The organism is Kribbella sp. NPDC003557, from assembly GCF_040610805.1.
Lineage (GTDB): Bacteria > Actinomycetota > Actinomycetes > Propionibacteriales > Kribbellaceae > Kribbella.
Genome location: NZ_JBEXMY010000012.1, coordinates 21,673 through 37,081, shown reverse-complemented (window position 1 = coordinate 37,081; position 15,409 = coordinate 21,673). Strand labels below are relative to the sequence as shown.

Annotated in this window: 19 protein-coding genes; 8 read left to right on the top strand and 11 right to left on the bottom strand. The window is 70.6% G+C overall.

Annotation, left to right across the window (positions count from 1 at the left end):
- The first annotated feature begins 50 nt into the window (after positions 1 to 50).
- Positions 51 to 926: a hypothetical protein gene (locus tag ABZW60_RS37405; RefSeq protein ID WP_355485147.1), complete on the top strand. Its 876-nt coding sequence runs from the start codon at positions 51 to 53 to the stop codon at positions 924 to 926.
- Here ABZW60_RS37405 and ABZW60_RS37400 read toward each other — a convergent pair.
- The 4 genes from ABZW60_RS37400 to ABZW60_RS37385 all read right to left on the bottom strand — a co-directional run bounded on the left by ABZW60_RS37400 (position 913) and on the right by ABZW60_RS37385 (position 3,737).
- A complete protein-coding gene (locus ABZW60_RS37400) occupies positions 913 to 1,305 on the bottom strand; it encodes a GNAT family N-acetyltransferase (protein ID WP_355485145.1) in 393 nt (130 codons plus the stop codon). The genes ABZW60_RS37405 and ABZW60_RS37400 overlap by 14 nt on opposite strands.
- On the bottom strand, positions 1,302 to 2,054 hold the full coding sequence (locus tag ABZW60_RS37395; protein ID WP_355485143.1) for an aminoglycoside phosphotransferase family protein: 753 nt from the start codon (positions 2,052 to 2,054) through the stop codon (positions 1,302 to 1,304). Before ABZW60_RS37395 ends, ABZW60_RS37400 begins: the two co-directional genes overlap by 4 nt.
- A 45-nt stretch (positions 2,055 to 2,099) precedes the next feature.
- Complete coding sequence (locus ABZW60_RS37390; RefSeq protein WP_355485141.1) at positions 2,100 to 2,456, bottom strand: helix-turn-helix transcriptional regulator; 357 nt, start codon at positions 2,454 to 2,456, stop codon at positions 2,100 to 2,102.
- Between the two features lie 123 nt (positions 2,457 to 2,579).
- The gene (locus tag ABZW60_RS37385; RefSeq protein WP_355485139.1) at positions 2,580 to 3,737 is read right to left on the bottom strand and encodes a PLP-dependent aspartate aminotransferase family protein; all 1,158 of its coding nucleotides are present in this window, start codon (positions 3,735 to 3,737) and stop codon (positions 2,580 to 2,582) included.
- A 132-nt stretch (positions 3,738 to 3,869) separates the two neighbouring features.
- Between ABZW60_RS37385 and ABZW60_RS37380 the strand changes: the two genes are divergently transcribed.
- Positions 3,870 to 4,415, top strand: a complete 546-nt coding sequence (locus ABZW60_RS37380; protein WP_355485138.1) for an Lrp/AsnC family transcriptional regulator — start codon at positions 3,870 to 3,872, stop codon at positions 4,413 to 4,415.
- 62 nt (positions 4,416 to 4,477) lie between these two features.
- On the opposite strand, the gene ABZW60_RS37375 is transcribed toward ABZW60_RS37380, so the two are convergent.
- A complete protein-coding gene (locus tag ABZW60_RS37375; RefSeq protein ID WP_355485136.1) occupies positions 4,478 to 5,497 on the bottom strand; it encodes an LLM class flavin-dependent oxidoreductase in 1,020 nt (339 codons plus the stop codon).
- Positions 5,498 to 5,527: 30 nt separating this feature from the next.
- Entirely contained in the window at positions 5,528 to 6,055 is a 528-nt protein-coding gene (locus tag ABZW60_RS37370; RefSeq protein WP_355485134.1) for an NAD(P)H-dependent oxidoreductase, read from the bottom strand.
- Positions 6,056 to 6,238: 183 nt separating this feature from the next.
- On the opposite strand from ABZW60_RS37370, the gene ABZW60_RS37365 reads away from it, so the two are divergent.
- Together ABZW60_RS37365 and ABZW60_RS37360 are read left to right on the top strand one after the other, a co-directional pair.
- A complete protein-coding gene (locus ABZW60_RS37365; protein ID WP_355485132.1) occupies positions 6,239 to 8,485 on the top strand; it encodes an AAA family ATPase in 2,247 nt (748 codons plus the stop codon).
- A gap of 40 nt (positions 8,486 to 8,525) precedes the next feature.
- Positions 8,526 to 8,669: a hypothetical protein gene (locus ABZW60_RS37360; protein WP_355485130.1), complete on the top strand. Its 144-nt coding sequence runs from the start codon at positions 8,526 to 8,528 to the stop codon at positions 8,667 to 8,669.
- A gap of 101 nt (positions 8,670 to 8,770) precedes the next feature.
- On the opposite strand, the gene ABZW60_RS37355 is transcribed toward ABZW60_RS37360, so the two are convergent.
- A complete protein-coding gene (locus tag ABZW60_RS37355) occupies positions 8,771 to 9,220 on the bottom strand; it encodes a YdeI/OmpD-associated family protein (RefSeq protein WP_355485128.1) in 450 nt (149 codons plus the stop codon).
- Positions 9,221 to 9,309: 89 nt separating this feature from the next.
- Between ABZW60_RS37355 and ABZW60_RS37350 the strand changes: the two genes are divergently transcribed.
- On the top strand, positions 9,310 to 9,666 hold the full coding sequence (locus ABZW60_RS37350) for a VOC family protein (protein WP_355485126.1): 357 nt from the start codon (positions 9,310 to 9,312) through the stop codon (positions 9,664 to 9,666).
- 224 nt (positions 9,667 to 9,890) lie between these two features.
- On the opposite strand, the gene ABZW60_RS37345 is transcribed toward ABZW60_RS37350, so the two are convergent.
- Together ABZW60_RS37345 and ABZW60_RS37340 are read right to left on the bottom strand one after the other, a co-directional pair.
- Positions 9,891 to 10,121 carry a hypothetical protein gene (locus ABZW60_RS37345; RefSeq protein WP_355485124.1) on the bottom strand — a complete coding sequence of 77 codons (231 nt, stop codon included), beginning with the start codon at positions 10,119 to 10,121 and terminating at the stop codon, positions 9,891 to 9,893.
- A gap of 204 nt (positions 10,122 to 10,325) precedes the next feature.
- A complete protein-coding gene (locus ABZW60_RS37340; RefSeq protein ID WP_355485122.1) occupies positions 10,326 to 11,090 on the bottom strand; it encodes an SDR family oxidoreductase in 765 nt (254 codons plus the stop codon).
- A gap of 95 nt (positions 11,091 to 11,185) precedes the next feature.
- On the opposite strand from ABZW60_RS37340, the gene ABZW60_RS37335 reads away from it, so the two are divergent.
- Together ABZW60_RS37335 and ABZW60_RS37330 are read left to right on the top strand one after the other, a co-directional pair.
- Positions 11,186 to 11,821: a MarR family transcriptional regulator gene (locus ABZW60_RS37335; RefSeq protein ID WP_355485120.1), complete on the top strand. Its 636-nt coding sequence runs from the start codon at positions 11,186 to 11,188 to the stop codon at positions 11,819 to 11,821.
- 105 nt (positions 11,822 to 11,926) lie between these two features.
- The gene (locus tag ABZW60_RS37330; RefSeq protein WP_355485118.1) at positions 11,927 to 12,292 is read left to right on the top strand and encodes a VOC family protein; all 366 of its coding nucleotides are present in this window, start codon (positions 11,927 to 11,929) and stop codon (positions 12,290 to 12,292) included.
- On the opposite strand, the gene ABZW60_RS37325 is transcribed toward ABZW60_RS37330, so the two are convergent.
- A complete protein-coding gene (locus ABZW60_RS37325) occupies positions 12,283 to 13,089 on the bottom strand; it encodes a DUF3152 domain-containing protein (protein WP_355485116.1) in 807 nt (268 codons plus the stop codon). The two genes, ABZW60_RS37330 and ABZW60_RS37325, sit on opposite strands and share 10 nt — an antisense overlap.
- Before the next feature lie 170 nt (positions 13,090 to 13,259).
- On the opposite strand from ABZW60_RS37325, the gene ABZW60_RS37320 reads away from it, so the two are divergent.
- Positions 13,260 to 14,948 (top strand): protein-arginine deiminase family protein, encoded by a 1,689-nt coding sequence (locus tag ABZW60_RS37320; RefSeq protein WP_355485114.1) that lies wholly within the window; start codon positions 13,260 to 13,262, stop codon positions 14,946 to 14,948.
- Here the strand turns inward: ABZW60_RS37320 and ABZW60_RS37315 are convergent.
- The gene (locus ABZW60_RS37315; protein ID WP_355485112.1) at positions 14,899 to 15,384 is read right to left on the bottom strand and encodes an N-acetyltransferase; all 486 of its coding nucleotides are present in this window, start codon (positions 15,382 to 15,384) and stop codon (positions 14,899 to 14,901) included. The two genes, ABZW60_RS37320 and ABZW60_RS37315, sit on opposite strands and share 50 nt — an antisense overlap.
- Positions 15,385 to 15,409 lie beyond the last annotated feature (25 nt).

Sequence of the window (15,409 nt, the reverse complement as noted above, 5' to 3'; positions counted from 1 at the left end):
ACGGCAAAAATGGCGCGCGGAGCACCCGAATTGTCCGCCAGAGTAGAGCGATGGGAGACGTCAGCGAACGATTCTGGGCGAAGCTGCCGGAAGGCAGCCGGGACGCCCTCGTCGACGGGTTGAGCCAGTCCGAGCTGCAGTCCGTCCTGCTGGACGTGACGCGCGAGCGTGCCGCAAAGGTCACGCCGGCGCGGCTTCTGCAGCGTTGGCAGCAGGACCGGTTCGTGCGACCGTCCAGTATCGATCCGCGGGAGCTGGTCAAGACCCAGCAGCGGCTGTGGGACCTGCTGCCGGAGAAGTTCGATGGTGTGCAGCTGTCTCCCGTCACCCCGCTCGGCACGTGCTCGGCCGTCGCGACGATCAACCAGCACCAGGTGGTCAGCACGATCCGCGGCACCGAGGTCGCCAGCGATCCGACCAACGAGCTGGCGGTCGAGGCCGCCGTACGGCGTCGTGCCGGGCAGGACCGCGTCCACCTGGCGGCCTGTCAGCGGGTGGTGCGCGCGCAGGCGTTCGACGGTCCGGGGATGTCGGCGCACTTCGAGCTGTTCGTGCTGGTGTCGAGCGCGCGGGACACCGGGTCGTGCCGCACCGAGGCGGAGCTGCTGATCGACCACCTGCGTTTCTGGCACGCCGTGCTGGGTGAGAAGGCCGAGCTCACGTTCACCGCGTTCACGGAGTCCGCGCTCCGCGACCGGATCGAGGACACCGTCCGCCCGGCCCTCGGAGTCGCGTTCACCGAGGACGCCGAGCGGACGAAGAGCGCGAGCTACTACGCCGGCACGGGTCTCGGTATCGACCGCGGCGGCGAGGGGCTGGGCGACGGCGGTTTCACCACGTGGACCGCCGACCTGCTCGGCGACGCGAAGGAACGCTGCCTGACGTCCTGTATCTCCACCGAGCGGTTGACCGTCATCGGAGCTTGAGCAGGCCCGCGTCGGTCGGGCGGAAGCCGCAGGCGTCCTCGTAGAAGGGCTTGAGGTGCGGCTCGTAGTCGACGTGCAGCCATTCGCACCCGGCCTGACGAGCTTCCTCGGCCGCGGTCAGCACGAGCTGCTTGCCGATGCCCTGCCGGCCGTGGTCGGGGTGGACGGCGGTGTCCAGCACGAACGCGTGCGCGCCGCCGTCCCAGCACACCTGCACGAACCCGACCAACTGATCGTTGCTGAAAGCCCCTACCCAGGTCAGCGCCCACCGCTCCAGCTGCGCGCCCCACGGCTGCACGTTCAGTGCGCTCTCGAACGCGGCCGCATGCAGCGCGGACAGCTCGCGATCGTCGACCGGGAACCGTACGACGTACCTCACAGCATCCCCACCGCGGCTTCGAGGCGGGCGTTCCACTCGGCGCCCGAACCGTCCGGCAGGTCGGACAGGCTCAGATATCCCTGGACAGCGGCCGAAGGCAGCACAGCGCGCAGGCCGGTCAGGTCACCGTAGGCAGCAATCGCCTCGGGCCACCTGGCCGGCTCCACCGACGAGACCAAGAACCACGCCAGATCGAGCACACCCGGCGCCGCCGACACGTCCTCCCAGTCGAGGAGCGCGACCACACCGTCCGGCCCGGTCCGCATGTTCGGCGCCGACGCATCGCCGTGCGCCAACGTCGGCTCGCCCGCCCAGGCCACCTCGGCCTCCGCGTCGAGCACCCTTCCGACCATGCGCTCGCCGAACGCCCGCACCGGCCGGGACAGATCTGATCGTTTCGCCAACGCCGGCCAGGTGCGGTCGTACAGCTCGGCCACCAACGCATCACCGGCACCGGGCTGGCGCAGCCAGGCCCACTCGTTGTGCGCTCGCCCTCTCCACCGGTCGTGCAGCTCGCGCAGAGTCCGCGCACCGGCCTCCGGCTCCGCGCCAGGCGACCAGCCGGACAGATCCTCCAGTTCCAGGCGCGTTCCGTCCGGGCCGGACTCGGCCAGGTAGCACTCGGGCACGCGGACGCCGACGACCGGCGCGACCTCCTGGTAGAACCGCACCTCGTTCTCGAACATCTTCAGCGCGGCCGGGATCGAGCCAGGCGCGGCGGGCTCCCGGCGCTTCACGTAGTTCGGCACCAGGCCAGGCTAGGGACCCGGGCCCGCCGGACGTGACTGATTTTTCTAGGCGACCAGCGTGTACGCCGTGGCGGGGGCCGAGTAGGCGCGCGGACCGGACGGGATGCGCTGCGCGCCGCGGTCCTCGACCCGGATCGCAGCGGTCTGCAGCCGGATCGGCAGCGTCGACCGGACCGCGGTGGTCAGGTCGAACTGGACCTCGGACAGCAGATCGGACAGCTCCAGCCCGAGCGCCCGGCAGATCGCGGCGAGGATCTCCGAGGACGGCTCCTTGCGGCCGCGCTCGATCTCGGACAGGTACGGCACCGACACCTGGGCCAGCTCGGCGAGCTCACGCAGGGTGATTCCCCGCTCGTGCCGCAGCCGGCGGAACACGTTCCCGATCACCTGGCGTAGCAACACGTCTGGCCCTCCTCGCGTCCGGATCTCCTGTACCGAGTGTGCCACCCCGCGCAGGTCCCCCGCCCCGAATCTGCCCTGAGCAGACTTTCTGCCCTGCGCAGAATCGCCGGTCCGCCCGGCCGGTCAGTGGGCCTCGGCGATGGCCTGCGCCAGGTCGGCGATGAGGTCTTCCGGGTCCTCGAGGCCGAGGCTGAGCCGGAGCAGACCGTCCGACGGTTTGGCGTCCTCCGCCACCAGGCGGTGGGTGAGCGCGGCGGGGTGCTGGATCAGCGTGTCCACACCGCCGAGCGAAACCGCGTGGGTGATGAGCTTCAGCCCGCTCGCCACCCGTGAAGCGGCTGCGTACCCGCCGCTGAGCGTGAACGCGAGTACCGCGCCCGGTCCCGCTTGCTGCCGGCCGATCAGGCCGGACGGGTCGGTCAGTCCCGGGTAGTGGACCCGCTCGACCGCGGGCTGTGCGGAGAGCCAGTCCGCGACCTTGATCGCGGTCGCCTGCTGCGCCCGTACTCGAACCGGCAGCGTCTGCAGTCCCCTGTGCAGTTCGTACGCCGCCAACGGGTGCAGCAGGCCACCTGTTACAGCGCGGATCTGCCGGAGCCGGCTGATCCACTCCACGCCGGCCGCGACGACGCCTCCCATGACGTCGCCGTGACCGCCGAGGTACTTGGTTGCCGAGTGCAACACCAGGCTCGCCCCGTGCCGGGCCGGCTGCTGCAGCACCGGCGTCGCGAACGTGTTGTCCACCAGGACCGGTACGTCGCCCGCGGCCGCGGCGACCGACGCGATGTCGACGAGGTCGACGGTCGGGTTCGCCGGCGTCTCGACGATCACCAGGCCGGTGTCCGGGCGGATCGCGGCGGCGACCCCGGCAGGTTCGGCGTAGGTGACAGTTGTCCCCAGGAGGCCTGTGGACAACAGGTGGTCGGTGCCGCCGTACAGCGGGCGTACGGCGACCACGTGCGGGCGGCCTCCGGCGACGCTCGCGAGCAGGCACGCGGTGAGCGCGGCCATGCCGGACCCGAACGCGACCGCGCCATCGGTCTGCTCGAGCTCGGCCAGCGCGTCCTCGAACCGCGCGACGGTCGGATTCCACAGGCGCTGGTAGACGAGGCTCCCGCCGTCGGGCCCGCGGCCCTGCGCGAGCTCGTCGTACGACGCTCCGCCGGCGCCGACACCGGGGAGCGGGTAGGTGGTGGACAGGTCGATCGGGGGGACGTGGACGCCGAGGGCGGCCAGGTCGTCGCGGCCGGCGTGCACCGACCGGGTGTCGAGCTGGGTCATCACTGCCTCCTCACCGTGGTTGTGGAGGAGGATGGAATCTTCTGCGCACAAGCCGCAAGAGTTCCGAAGAAAATTCGTCCACAGGCTCATCCACACGCTGTGGATTCTGTGGATGACCTCTACAGTGATGGCATGCCGAAGGATCGTCGGAGCCCGGGACCGGCTCCGCGGACTGCGCCCGGCACCGGCCCGGACGGGCTCGACGAGGTGGACCGGACCCTCGTCGGTCTGCTCACCGCGGACGGCCGGATGCCGAACAACGCGCTCGCCGAGGCGGCGGGGATCGCACCGTCGACCTGCCTGACCCGGGTCCGGTCGCTGCGCGAGCGCGGCGTGATCCGCGGGTTCCACGCCGACGTCGACCTGGCCGCGCTGGGTCAGCCGCTGCAGGCGCTGATCGCGATCCGCATCGGGGCACACTCCCGCGACGAGATCGACCGCTTCCGCACGAAGGTGCCGGGCCTACCGGGCGTGCTCTCGCTGTTCCACGTCAGCGGCGCCAACGACTATCTGCTGCACGTGTCCGCCGCCACGCCCGACGCGCTACGGGAGTTCGTCCTCGACCACCTGACAGCGGATCCGGCGGTCAGCCACGCGGAAACCAGCCTGATCTTCGAGCACGTCCGCGGAGGCGCGGACGTGCATCACCCACCAACCTCCCGGACGCCGGCCGGCTGACGCTCACGCGACCCTGTGATCGGGGCGTTGGAGCGGGTTGGTGGGTGGTGCGTGTCCGCGACTCAGCGCGGCTTCAGGCCCCAGGCTTCGGCGAGCAGCTGGAACGAGCGGCGGCGTTCGGCCGGGTTGTGGATGTTCGTGGTGATGATCAGCTCGTCGGCACCGGCTGAGTTGGCTCGACGAAGGAGGTCGGCGGCCACCTGGTCGGGCGTGCCGACGGACACCAGCCCGGCCCACTCCTCGACAGCGGCCTCTTCCGCGTCCGACCACGGGTAGGCCTCGGCCTCTTCCGGGGACGGGAGCGGACCCGGCCGGCCGGAGCGGAGCCGGAGCATGGACAGCGCGTTGGCACGGGCTAGCTGCTGCGCGCGCTCCTCGGTCTCGGCGACGATCGCGGCGAGCGCCAGGATCGCGTGCGGGCCACTGTCGTGCTCGAAGCGCTGGAAGTTCGTCTTGTACGCCGAGATCACGCCGGCCGGGTCGAGCGTCCCGAAGTGGCCCGCGTACGCGAACCCGGTGCCGAGCGCGGCGGCCGCCTGACCGCCGTACGTGCTGGAGCCGAGGATCCACACCGGCGGCAGCGGTACGTCGTCCGGCTGGGCGCTGATCGGCTCGAACGGGTGCCCCGCCGGGAATCCCTCGGCGTACGCGCGGAGCTCGGCGTACTGCTCGGTGAAGTCGTCGGCGCCGAGCGCCTCGCGGCTGCGGCGCAGGGCGAGCGCCGTGCGCTGGTCGGTGCCCGGGGCGCGGCCGATGCCGAGGTCGATGCGGTCCGGGTACAGCCCGCCGAGGACGCGGAACGTCTCGGCGACCTTGAGCGGTGAGTGGTTCGGCAGCATGATGCCGCCGGATCCGACCCGGATCGTCGACGTCGCGGCCGCGACCGCCGCGATCATCACCTCGGGAGTCGAGCTCGCCACGCTCGGGATGTTGTGGTGCTCGGCCAGCCAGTACCGGTGATAGCCGGCCGCCTCCGCGGTGCGGGCCAGTTCCAGCGTCTCGTGCAACGCCTGCGACGGCCGCGTACCTGTCGGTACCGGCGAGAGGTCGAGCACGGACAGGGGCATCGCTTCAGCACTCACGTTCAACTGCCAACCAAGGGCAGCGGCCACCTATTCCGGGTACGGCGTGTCGGCGCGAGCGTCGCGCAGACAGCGGGCCCACCAGGCGAGCTGACGGAGCAGCGCGGCCGCGGCGGCGGAGGTGCTCGGATCGACAGGCTCGCCGTCGGCGCCGAAGTCCTCCTCGCGGAAGCCGAGGCTGTCGCGGACCGTCACCGCGTGCAGCTCACCGAAGACGAGCCGGAGCTGCTCGGCGGCCCGCAGTCCGCCCGAGCGTCCGCCGTACACCACGAAGCCGACCGGCTTCGCGTACCAGGGCCGGCGGACGGCGTCGATCGCGGTCTTCACATCGCCCGGATACGCGTGGTTGTACTCCGCGGTGACGATCATCACCGCGTCCGCGTCCTCGATCCGCGCGGGCAGCTCGGTGAGCGGCAGCACGCTCAGGTCGATCAGGTCCAGCTTGAACTCGTCGGACCGGTCGACCTCCCGCGCGAACCACCGCGTGACCGCCGTCCCGAACCGGCCCACCTCGAGATTGCGTGTCAGCACGACGAGCCGCAGCGGATGAACAGTCACGTCGAACGACGCTAATACCTCAACAAGACTTGAGGTCAAGCCGTCTCAGCCCACAGTCCCGGAACAGCACTTCAGGAAATGCCGGGAACGGGATAAACTCAAGGATTTGTGGCTGCCGCCGGGAGAATTCCAGAAATGCGGCCTGAAAACCAACGGGACGTATTTTAGCACGAAGGACAGGAATTGCCGAATCCAGTCGATGCCGAACAGGCACACCTGACCACTTTCTACGCCGCGCTGGACGCCGAGCGCGCGCGGACCGAGGCCCGCACCGACGACGAGCAACTCGTCCGTACCCGCAACGCGCAGGCGCTGCACCAGCGCGACGGCCGGATCCGTGACCTCAAGCTCCGGCAGGCGCGCCTGAACGCCGCCGAGGAGGGCCTGTACTTCGGCCGCCTGGACACCGCCGACGGCGAGGTCCTGCACCTCGGCCGGATCGGGCTGCACGACGACGACTACGAGCCGCTGCTGGTCGACTGGCGCGCGCCGGCGGCGCGGCCGTTCTACATCGCGACCGCGGTGGCCAACCACGGCATCGTCCGCCGCCGGCACATCCAGACCCGCCTGCGCCGTGTGGTCGACGTCCAGGACGAGCAGCTCGACCTCGGCCGGGAGGCCGCCGACGCGTCGAAGCCCGGGACCGGCGTGATCGGCGAGGCCGTGCTGATGAAGGCGCTGGAGGCCCGCCGGACCGGCCGGATGGAGTCGATCGTCCAGACCATCCAGGCCGACCAGGACCGGATCATCCGCTCCGAACTGCCCGGAATCCTGGTCGTCCAGGGCGGCCCCGGCACCGGGAAGACCGCCATCGCGCTGCACCGCGCGGCATTTCTGCTGTACACCCACCGCGAACAACTGGAAAAGCGCGGAATTCTCGTCGTCGGCCCGAATGCGGCGTTCCTGCGGTTCATCGGCCAGGTGCTGCCGTCACTCGGTGAGGACGGCGTCCGGCTGGTCACGATCGCCGAATTGTTCCCGGGCGTGACCGCGACCCGCCCGGAGTCCCCGGAGAGCGCCGAGGTCAAGGGCCGCACGGTGATGGCCGACGTGATCGCGCGGGCGGTCGCCGACCGGCAGTGGATCCCGGAGCGCCCGGTCCGGGTGACCGTCGAGCGCACCGAGCTGACCCTCGACCCGTCGGTGTGCGAGGCGGTGCACGCCCGCGTACGCAACCGGAACCTCACCCACAACCAGGCGCGGCCGTTCGTGCTGAAGGAGTTCACCGACCACCTCACCCAGCAGTACGCGGACCTGATCGGCACGGACCCGCTCGACGGCGAGCAGTTGCTCGACGAGTACGACCTGGCCGAACTGCGCAACGAGGTGCTCGCCGAACCCGCCGTCCAGGCGCTGCTCGAGCGGCTCTGGCCGTTGCTCAGTCCGCAGCGGCTGCTCGAGGACCTGTACGGCGACGAGGACCTGCTGGCGTCGGCGGCGCCGCAGCTGTCCGTGCTGGATCGCGAACACCTGCTGCGGTACGGCGACGACTGGAGCCCTTCCGACGTACCGCTGCTCGACGAGGCGGCGGAGCTGCTCGGTGACGACGGATCCGAGGCGGCGCGCGAGCGGGCCGCGCGGGCGCGCGCGATCGCCTACGCGCAAGGCGCGCTGGACGTGCTCTCGGGGTCGGGCTCGACCGACTTCGACGAGGACGACGACGCGGAGATCCTGACCGCCAAGGATATCCTCGACGCCGAGGCCCTCGCCGAGCGGTACGAGGCGGACGACGACCGGACGCTCGCCGACCGCGCGGCGGCGGACCGGCGCTGGACGTACGGGCATGTGATCGTCGACGAGGCGCAGGAGTTGTCGCCGATGGCGTGGCGGGCGATCGCGCGGCGGTGCCCGCTGCGGTCGATGACCGTGGTCGGCGACGTCGCCCAGACGAGCTCGATCGGCGGCGGTACGACGTGGTCGTCCGCGCTCGGCGAGACGTTCGGCGACCGTTGGCGGCTGGCCGAGCTGACGCTGAACTACCGCACCCCGGCCGAGGTGATGGAGCTCGCGCAGGCCGTCCTGCTCGCGGTCGATCCCTCGGCCCGGGCGCCGCAGTCGGTCCGCTCCACCGGCGTCCGGCCGTGGCACGTCGACGTACCGGCGGCCGAGCAGGCGCTGTACGTCTACAAGATGGCGGCCGAGGAGACGGCGTACGGCGAGGTCGGCGTGATCACGTCGCGCAGCCGGCTCGAGCTGATCCAGGAGGCGGTCGACGGCCTGTCCGGCGTCACGGTCCTCACCGCCCGCGAAGCCAAGGGCCTCGAGTTCGACTCGGTCCTCGTCGTCGACCCCGACGGCATCGTGATCGAGTCGCCCCGTGGCCTCCGCGACCTGTACGTCGCCCTCACCCGCTGCACGCAACGGCTCGGCGTCGTCGGGGCGCTACCCGACGTACTCGAGGACTCGCCGGCCTGGGACATTCGCGGCTGACGGTCTGGCCGGTACCGGTCTAGCGGCCTACCGTCGAAAGATGAAGAAGCCGCTTCGGTGTCGGCTCCACCTGCACACGTGGAAGACCGAGCACAACGAGGAAGGTCAGCGCTACCAGCGCTGTCTCGGCTGCGGGACGACGCGCGACAAGCTGTCGCTGAACGACTACGGCTTCGGGAGCTAGTGGTCCGCGCAGCACGTCTGCTGAGGCTGGAGTTCGAAGGGGGATGAGGACGTCGCCGACCGGCCGCCTGGAGGACCAGGCGGCCGTCGCGACGAACGGGGTCAGCGGGCGCGGCCCTCGCGGAGGGCGGCGATCGACTTCTCGATCCGGCGGTCGCGGGTCGCGTCGGTCTTCGCCGATGTGACCTGCAGGGTGTGCCACTGGCGATTGCTGTAGCTGAGGGTGTCCCAGAAAGCCTTGGCTTCGGGATCCGCGGCGAGGGCGGTGGCCAGGGGTTCGGGGATGTCGAGTTCGCGCGGCGCGGTGTCGAGTTCGACGTCGACCTCCAGCACGTCGCCGGCCGTGACGCCGGCCTCGGTACGGCGGTCCGCGCTGAAGCCGAGCAGGTACCGCCCGCCCATCCGCGCGATCGACGTACGGAACGTGTAGCCGTTGACCGTGACACTGACCTTCGGCCGGCCGCCCCCGCCGAGCGCCTCGACGACGCTGTCGGGCACCTCGAACCCGGCGGTGTTCTTACCGGTGGCCAGCAGTTCGGCGGTGAACTTCATCCACCCATCATCCGGATCCGGCAGGTCATGTCGAGATCCGGCGGGCGACTCCGACGTACCGGCGTCAGCGTCAGGCGGAAGGGACGATCGTGATTCTGAACAGCATGTTGCTCGGCAGTACGGACGCCGAGCGGTTGAAGGCGTGGTACCGCGAGGGGTTCCGGGCGGAGGTCGACGGCTACGGGAATCTGGACCTGGGCGGGTTCGGTCTGGTGATCGAGCAGCGCGACGACGTCGCGACGACGACCCCCGAGCCCGGCCGGCACATCGTGAACTTCGCGGTGGACGACATCGAGGCCGCGGCCGCACACCTGCGGACACTCGGCGTCGAATGGCTGGTACCACCGGAGGACCGCGGCATCGGCTGGTTCGCCACCCTCGTCGACCCGGACGGCAACTACGTCCAACTCATCCAGATGAAACCCGAGTACTACGCACAGAAATGAAAAACGTTCGCACCGGACCTTGGGGGATCCGGTGCGAACGGTGGTGTTTTTGTCAGGCGCATTTGCAGGGGAGAAAAAGGCGGCAAGCGAGGGGCAGAGCGCCCACGCTCGCTTGCCGCCGAATCACCGGTGCCTTTGGTTGGTCGAGGTGAGGCGACTCGACCTGGCGTCGTTCCGCGTGGGTTGTCTGGTGAGTTCGGAACGGCGAAAGGTACCGGAGGCTCTCAGCGGGGTGCTACGTCCCACATGCGCTCGCCGGGCAGGGGGTCGGGGAGCTTGTCGACGGTCGGCATCGGGTCGTTCGTGACCCGGAGACCGGCGAATCGACGGCTCATGGCGTCTGCATACCGCTCGGCCAACGCCGGCTCGGCGTTGTAGTCGGCGATCACGTGCTCACCGAACCAGACACGCACGCGTCGGCGCTCAACGGTCTGGGTGGCGGTGGCGGTTGTCACTGGTCCTCCTGGCTGTTACTTCGAGGGTGGACGGCCTGGAAAACGCGGGCGAGCGCGGTGCCGGTGCGCCGTGTTGTGTTCACCGTCACGTCAGATCCAACGGAGGACGCCGAGCCGAGGTCACGCCCGAATCCGGATTTTCTGGCCGGCCGGCAAAACTTTTTCGGACCCCTCAGGACCCATTTCTTTCGCCCGTCTGTTCGATTACCCGAACGGGCCGCGCACGGACACCCCGCCGTCCAGCACGAGCTGCTGCCCGGTCACGTACGACGCCGCGTCGGACGCCAGGTAGACCACCGCCCGGGCCACCTCGTCGGACCGCCCGAACCGGCCGACCGGGATCTCCTCGACCACGTCGGCGGCGACCACTCCGTTGGCGACCGCGGTCGCGATCGCGCCGGCCGCGGCGACGTTCATCCGGATCCCGTCCCGCGCGTACTCGGCCGCGACCGTACGGGCCAGGCTGAGGATGCCGGCCTTCATCACGCCGTACGCCGCCTGCTCGGGCGCGGCCATGAAGCCGGTCACCGATCCGACGCTGACGATCGCCCCGCCGGTGCCCTGCGCGAGGAAGACCCGGAGCGCGGCCCGGACCGCGCGCGCGACGTACCGGAGGTTGACCTCGTAGATCGTGTCCCAGTCCTCGTCGGCCATCTCGTGCAGCTTGACCGCGGGCACGAACGCGACCTGGCCGCCGACGACGGTGACGAGGACGTCGAGCCCGCCGAGCCGGTCCGCCGCACCCGCGACCATCGCCTCGATATCGGCCGCCGAGCGGACGTCACCGGAGATCGGGTACGCCGTACCGCCGTGCGTGCGCACCGCTTGCGCGGCCTCGTCGGCGCGGGCCGGATCCAGGTCCGCGACCACCACCGCGGCACCTTCGTTGCCCAGGGCCTCGGTTGTCGCGCGGCCGATCCCGCCACCGCCGCCACCGATCACCAGCACGCGTTTCCCGTTCAGCTGCATGGCCGGAGCGTAGATCACCGGCGTCACGAGATTCACAGGGTTTCCTCAGGAAAGACACGCCGAAGCTGTCGGAACGGCTCCGTAGGCTGGGAGACGTGACCATCGAAGACGCTCGCACCAGGCCGCTGACGGACGGATCCCAGGAGGCCGGATCCGGGGACGGGCCGGTCGTGGCGAACGCACTCGTGGTGCCCGAGCGGGTGATCGGCGGTGTCGTCCCGTCGCCTGTCCGGCCGGGACCGGCCGGGATCGTGGCCGTCCAGACCGAGCAGCTGATCAGCGACGTCAGCACGGCGCTGCGACTGCTCGACGCGCTGGAGCGCGTCCGCGGGCACGCGCATCCGTTGATCATGGGCCTGCAGGAAGCGGTCGGGATCACGATGCCGGCCGCGCTCGTCCTGAGCGCGATCGCGAACGGTTGCGCGACGATCGCCGAGGTCGCCCAGCAGGTCGGCATCACCGCCGGGGAGGCCGAGCTCGCGATCGCCGACCTCGAGACACTCGGCATGGCCAGGACCACTCCGGCCCTCGGCGTCACGGGGCTCGGCCAGGCGCGGCTCTCGCAGCTCGACGGCCTCACGGTGCGCGTGCTCGACGTGGTCACCGGCATCCTCGGCCCGACCGACGCCGCCCACCTGGCCCGCCTGCTGCACACCGTCGCCGACGGGCTCCAATCAGCCTCCGTGGCCGCGGCCGTCAGCGACTCGCGCCCGCAGGTCGCCCACAACTGACCTGCACGCCGCCGCCCCTAGCGGCCAATCCACTCGTGTGGTTGTGTCGAGAACGGGACGGCGGTGCCGACGTACCTGATGTCGAGTGAGCCAGGAGGCATCAGCATGTTGCAGGACAGCAAGGCGTTCAGTGGGTTCTCGGTGGATGATGTGCCGCGGGCCAAGGAGTTCTACGAGCAGACGCTGGGGATCGGCGTCGACGAGGAGAACGGGATGTTGCGCCTGCGGATCGCGGGCGGGACCCCGATCCTCGTGTACCCGAAGGCGAACCACGTGCCGGCGGAATACACCACGGTGAACTTCCCGGTCGCCGACGTCGAGGCCACGGTGCGTGAGTTGACCGCGCGCGGCGTGACCTTCGAGAAGTACAACGACGAGCAGGACGAGCTCGGGATCTATCGAGGGCAGGGCCCGTTGATCGCCTGGTTCAAGGACCCGGCCGGCAACGTGCTCTCGATCATTCAGGAGTGAGGCACATGGTCGTCGTACTGCCCTAGGCGGCCCTTGTAGCGCTGGCCGTTCAGGTACGGCCAGGCGTAGGCGGTGCAGCCATGCAGGCCAAGGGTCTGTTGCTGCATGACCGGTGCCGGCCGGCCGGGGCCCGGGCAGAGCTCGTGGCCGCGGCCGAGCCGGTGGCCGGTCTCGTGGTTGATCATGTACTGCCGGTACGTCGTCAGCGCCGCGCCGTACTTCGGTACGCCGTGAACCCATCGCGCGACGTTGAGCACGACCCGGTTCCCGATCCGGCAGCTCGTGTACCGGTCCGGCGCGGCGCCGCAGATGACGTCCCGCGTCCCGGGCGTCACCAGCATCAGTGTGAAGTCCGGACTCGTCCCCGGTCCGACCTGCTGGAACCGCCACAGCCCGTGCGACGCCCACCCCTGGGCGCCGCCGTACGTCGCCCGCACGAACCGCGCGAGCGCGGCACGGTCGATCCCGGCGATGCCGCCCTCGACCGCGATCTGGAAGCGCATCAGCCGGCCGGCGCTGCCGATCACCGCGGTGTCCCCGGGCAGTACGGCGTACGACCGCGTGCCGTCGACCGGGTACGTGATCACCTCCGCGGGTCGCACCGCCGGCCGTTGCGTGACGACGGATCGTGCCGGTGCCCGCTCAGGCTGTGGCGACTGGGCGGACGCCGGGACGACCCCGCGCTCCGGATACCCGTGCCGGGCGAACGGACTGGCGGGTAGCTGGCACAACGCACCGATCCCGGCCACGACCGCGACCGTGAACCCGATCGTCCTGACAGCACTGCGACGGCGCATCCGGTGAGCTCCTCACAACCACGCCCCGGGCGGGCGTGTCCTCACTCTCTTCTTGCCACTGTGCCCCGAAACCCTTCTCCGTCCACAGGTGGAGGCCCGATTTCCACCTGCTGTTTCTGATACGACCGTGTTATTGGGGTACGGCGGCTGCGCCGCGGCTCACGGCCGACGTGAACCGCGACGGACTGCTGACCCGCGCGGACGACGCCGGCAAGTCGGCCTGGACCGACAGCCGCGGAGCGGTCTTCCTGCCCAACCTGGACGACGACGAGCGCCGCTGCACGGTCGACCCGGCGGACCTCGACGCACCCGGCCGTGCGGTCGACGACAAGCTCGCCGCCTGCACCGACGCCGCCGACGACCGGATCAACGGTCCGCGCGACGCGGCCGACCTCGCCCCGCTGACGATCGATGCCCAGCGCAACCTTTCACGCGACGCGACCGGCGCCGTCACGATCACCCCGGCCGGCAAGGCCCGCGTGTTCGCGAACGGCCGCCCGGTCGGCGCGTTGACCGCGACAGAGCTCCGGCAGGGCGTGCGACTGCAACTCGAAGGCCGCGACATCGTCCGTGATCCGAAGCAGTGGAACGGTCAGATCACGGTCACGCTCTCCGTGACCGACCATGGCCGGACCAGCACCGACCAGGTCCGGATGCGGGTCGCACCGCTGATGCTGCAGAACGACCTCCAGCGCGCCCAGACCGTCCTGGCCGGCCGACCCGCCGAGGGCGACGGCTGGTGGGGCGGCGACGCGCCGTACCAGGACGGTGTACCGGGCGAGTGGGAGCAGTTCGCCTCGACGTTGCGCAAGGCAACCGATGTGCGGTTCGTCCGGGGCACGCCGGACGGCTGGAAGGACCTGTGGTTGCAGGACACCTTCGAGCCCGCGACCGCGAGCATGCCGGCCGTCGGCGGTCCGCACACGATGCGCATCCTGATCCGCTCGGGCAACGTCTGGGACTTCGGCGGCACCGCGACCCCGCGCCCGGCCGGCCGGTTGCTGTACCGCGACCTGCGCGGACCGGATATCGGCATCGTCCAGGAACTCGCCGCCAACGCCTCCCCCGGCCTCGACGACCTGCTGAACATGGGCGGCAACCTCGAGTCGCTCCCGCCGTACGCCGGGTACCCGCACGGACGGATCGTGTACGGCTCGGGCGAGCGACGCCCCGACGCCGGGTTCATCACGATGGTGACGGGTCAGGGGTACCAGCCGCCGGTCGTGATCGACACGTCCTGGCTGATGGTCGGGCACGCGGACGAGACGACACACGTGGTCCGCGCGAACAACGCCCGCGGCTGGACACTCGCGGTCGCCGACCCGCGGCTCGCCGTACGGCTGTTGCGCGACGTGCAGCGCCACGGCGGCGGCGGTCAGCGGCTGTTCGCGGACACCAACGCGAAGCACAAGCCGACGGTCGACGACGTGCTGCGCACCGGCCTGCCCGGCAACGAGGCCGCGGCGCGGCACATCGACGACCAGCTGAAGATCCTGCTGGCGGCGACCGGTCTGCGCGCCGACGAGCTGGTCCGGCTGCCGGTGTTCTTCGAGAAGGTGCCCGGCTACAGGTTGCTCAAGGCCATGACTCCGGGGCTGGTGAACGGGCTCTCGATCACCGACCGCGAGTTCGCCGCGCCCGCTCCGCACGGGCCGCGGCTGCAGGGCCGGGACGTCCTCCGGCAGTCGGCGGAACGTGCGCTCGGGCGCAACGGCGTCCGGGTGCACTGGGTCGAGGACTTCTTCTGGGCGCACCTCGGCGGCGGCGAGGTGCACTGCGCGACCAACGCGCTCCGCGACACCCGCGGCGCTACGCCCTGGTGGTCCGGAAGCGGAGGGTCGGGAAACTCGACTCGCTGAAGCCGAGTCCGCGGTAGAGGTCGATGCCGTCGTCGGTCGCGTGCAGTTCGACCTGGCCGACGCCGGTCTCGTCCTGGAACCACTCCATCAGCGCGACCACGCAGGCCCGCGCCAGACCGCGGCGGCGGAAGTCCGGGTGGGTGCTGACGTTGTACAGGTGGCCGCGGAGCGTGGTCCTGTCCCGCGGGCCCGGCGGGTGCACGTACACGTTGCCCGCAGCACCGGCGACCACACCGGCGCCCGGGTCGTCGACGACGAACGCCGCGAACGTGTCCGGCGAGGCCAACTGGTCGGCGAACCAGTCGCGCGCCGTGCGCCGCCAGGGTGCGTCCGGCCCGCCGGTGTCGTTGCCCATCGCGGCGAGCATCAGTCCGCGCAGGTGGACCAGCGACTCCGCATCGTCGGGCTTCGCCCGTCGTACCTGAATGTCGGTCACTTGATCGATCATGCCAACTTTTTGC

Excerpts from the sequence above, each read along its gene's own strand:
- ABZW60_RS37405 (WP_355485147.1), top strand. The coding sequence starts at position 51 with ATGGGAGACGTCAGCGAACGATTCTGGGCGAAGCTGCCGGAAGGCAGC.
- ABZW60_RS37385 (WP_355485139.1), bottom strand. The coding sequence starts at position 3,737 with ATGACCCAGCTCGACACCCGGTCGGTGCACGCCGGCCGCGACGACCTG.
- ABZW60_RS37380 (WP_355485138.1), top strand. The coding sequence starts at position 3,870 with ATGCCGAAGGATCGTCGGAGCCCGGGACCGGCTCCGCGGACTGCGCCC.
- ABZW60_RS37360 (WP_355485130.1), top strand. The coding sequence starts at position 8,526 with ATGAAGAAGCCGCTTCGGTGTCGGCTCCACCTGCACACGTGGAAGACC.
- ABZW60_RS37355 (WP_355485128.1), bottom strand. The coding sequence starts at position 9,220 with ATGAAGTTCACCGCCGAACTGCTGGCCACCGGTAAGAACACCGCCGGG.
- ABZW60_RS37340 (WP_355485122.1), bottom strand. The coding sequence starts at position 11,090 with ATGCAGCTGAACGGGAAACGCGTGCTGGTGATCGGTGGCGGCGGTGGC.
- ABZW60_RS37330 (WP_355485118.1), top strand. The coding sequence starts at position 11,927 with ATGTTGCAGGACAGCAAGGCGTTCAGTGGGTTCTCGGTGGATGATGTG.
- ABZW60_RS37325 (WP_355485116.1), bottom strand. The coding sequence starts at position 13,089 with ATGCGCCGTCGCAGTGCTGTCAGGACGATCGGGTTCACGGTCGCGGTC.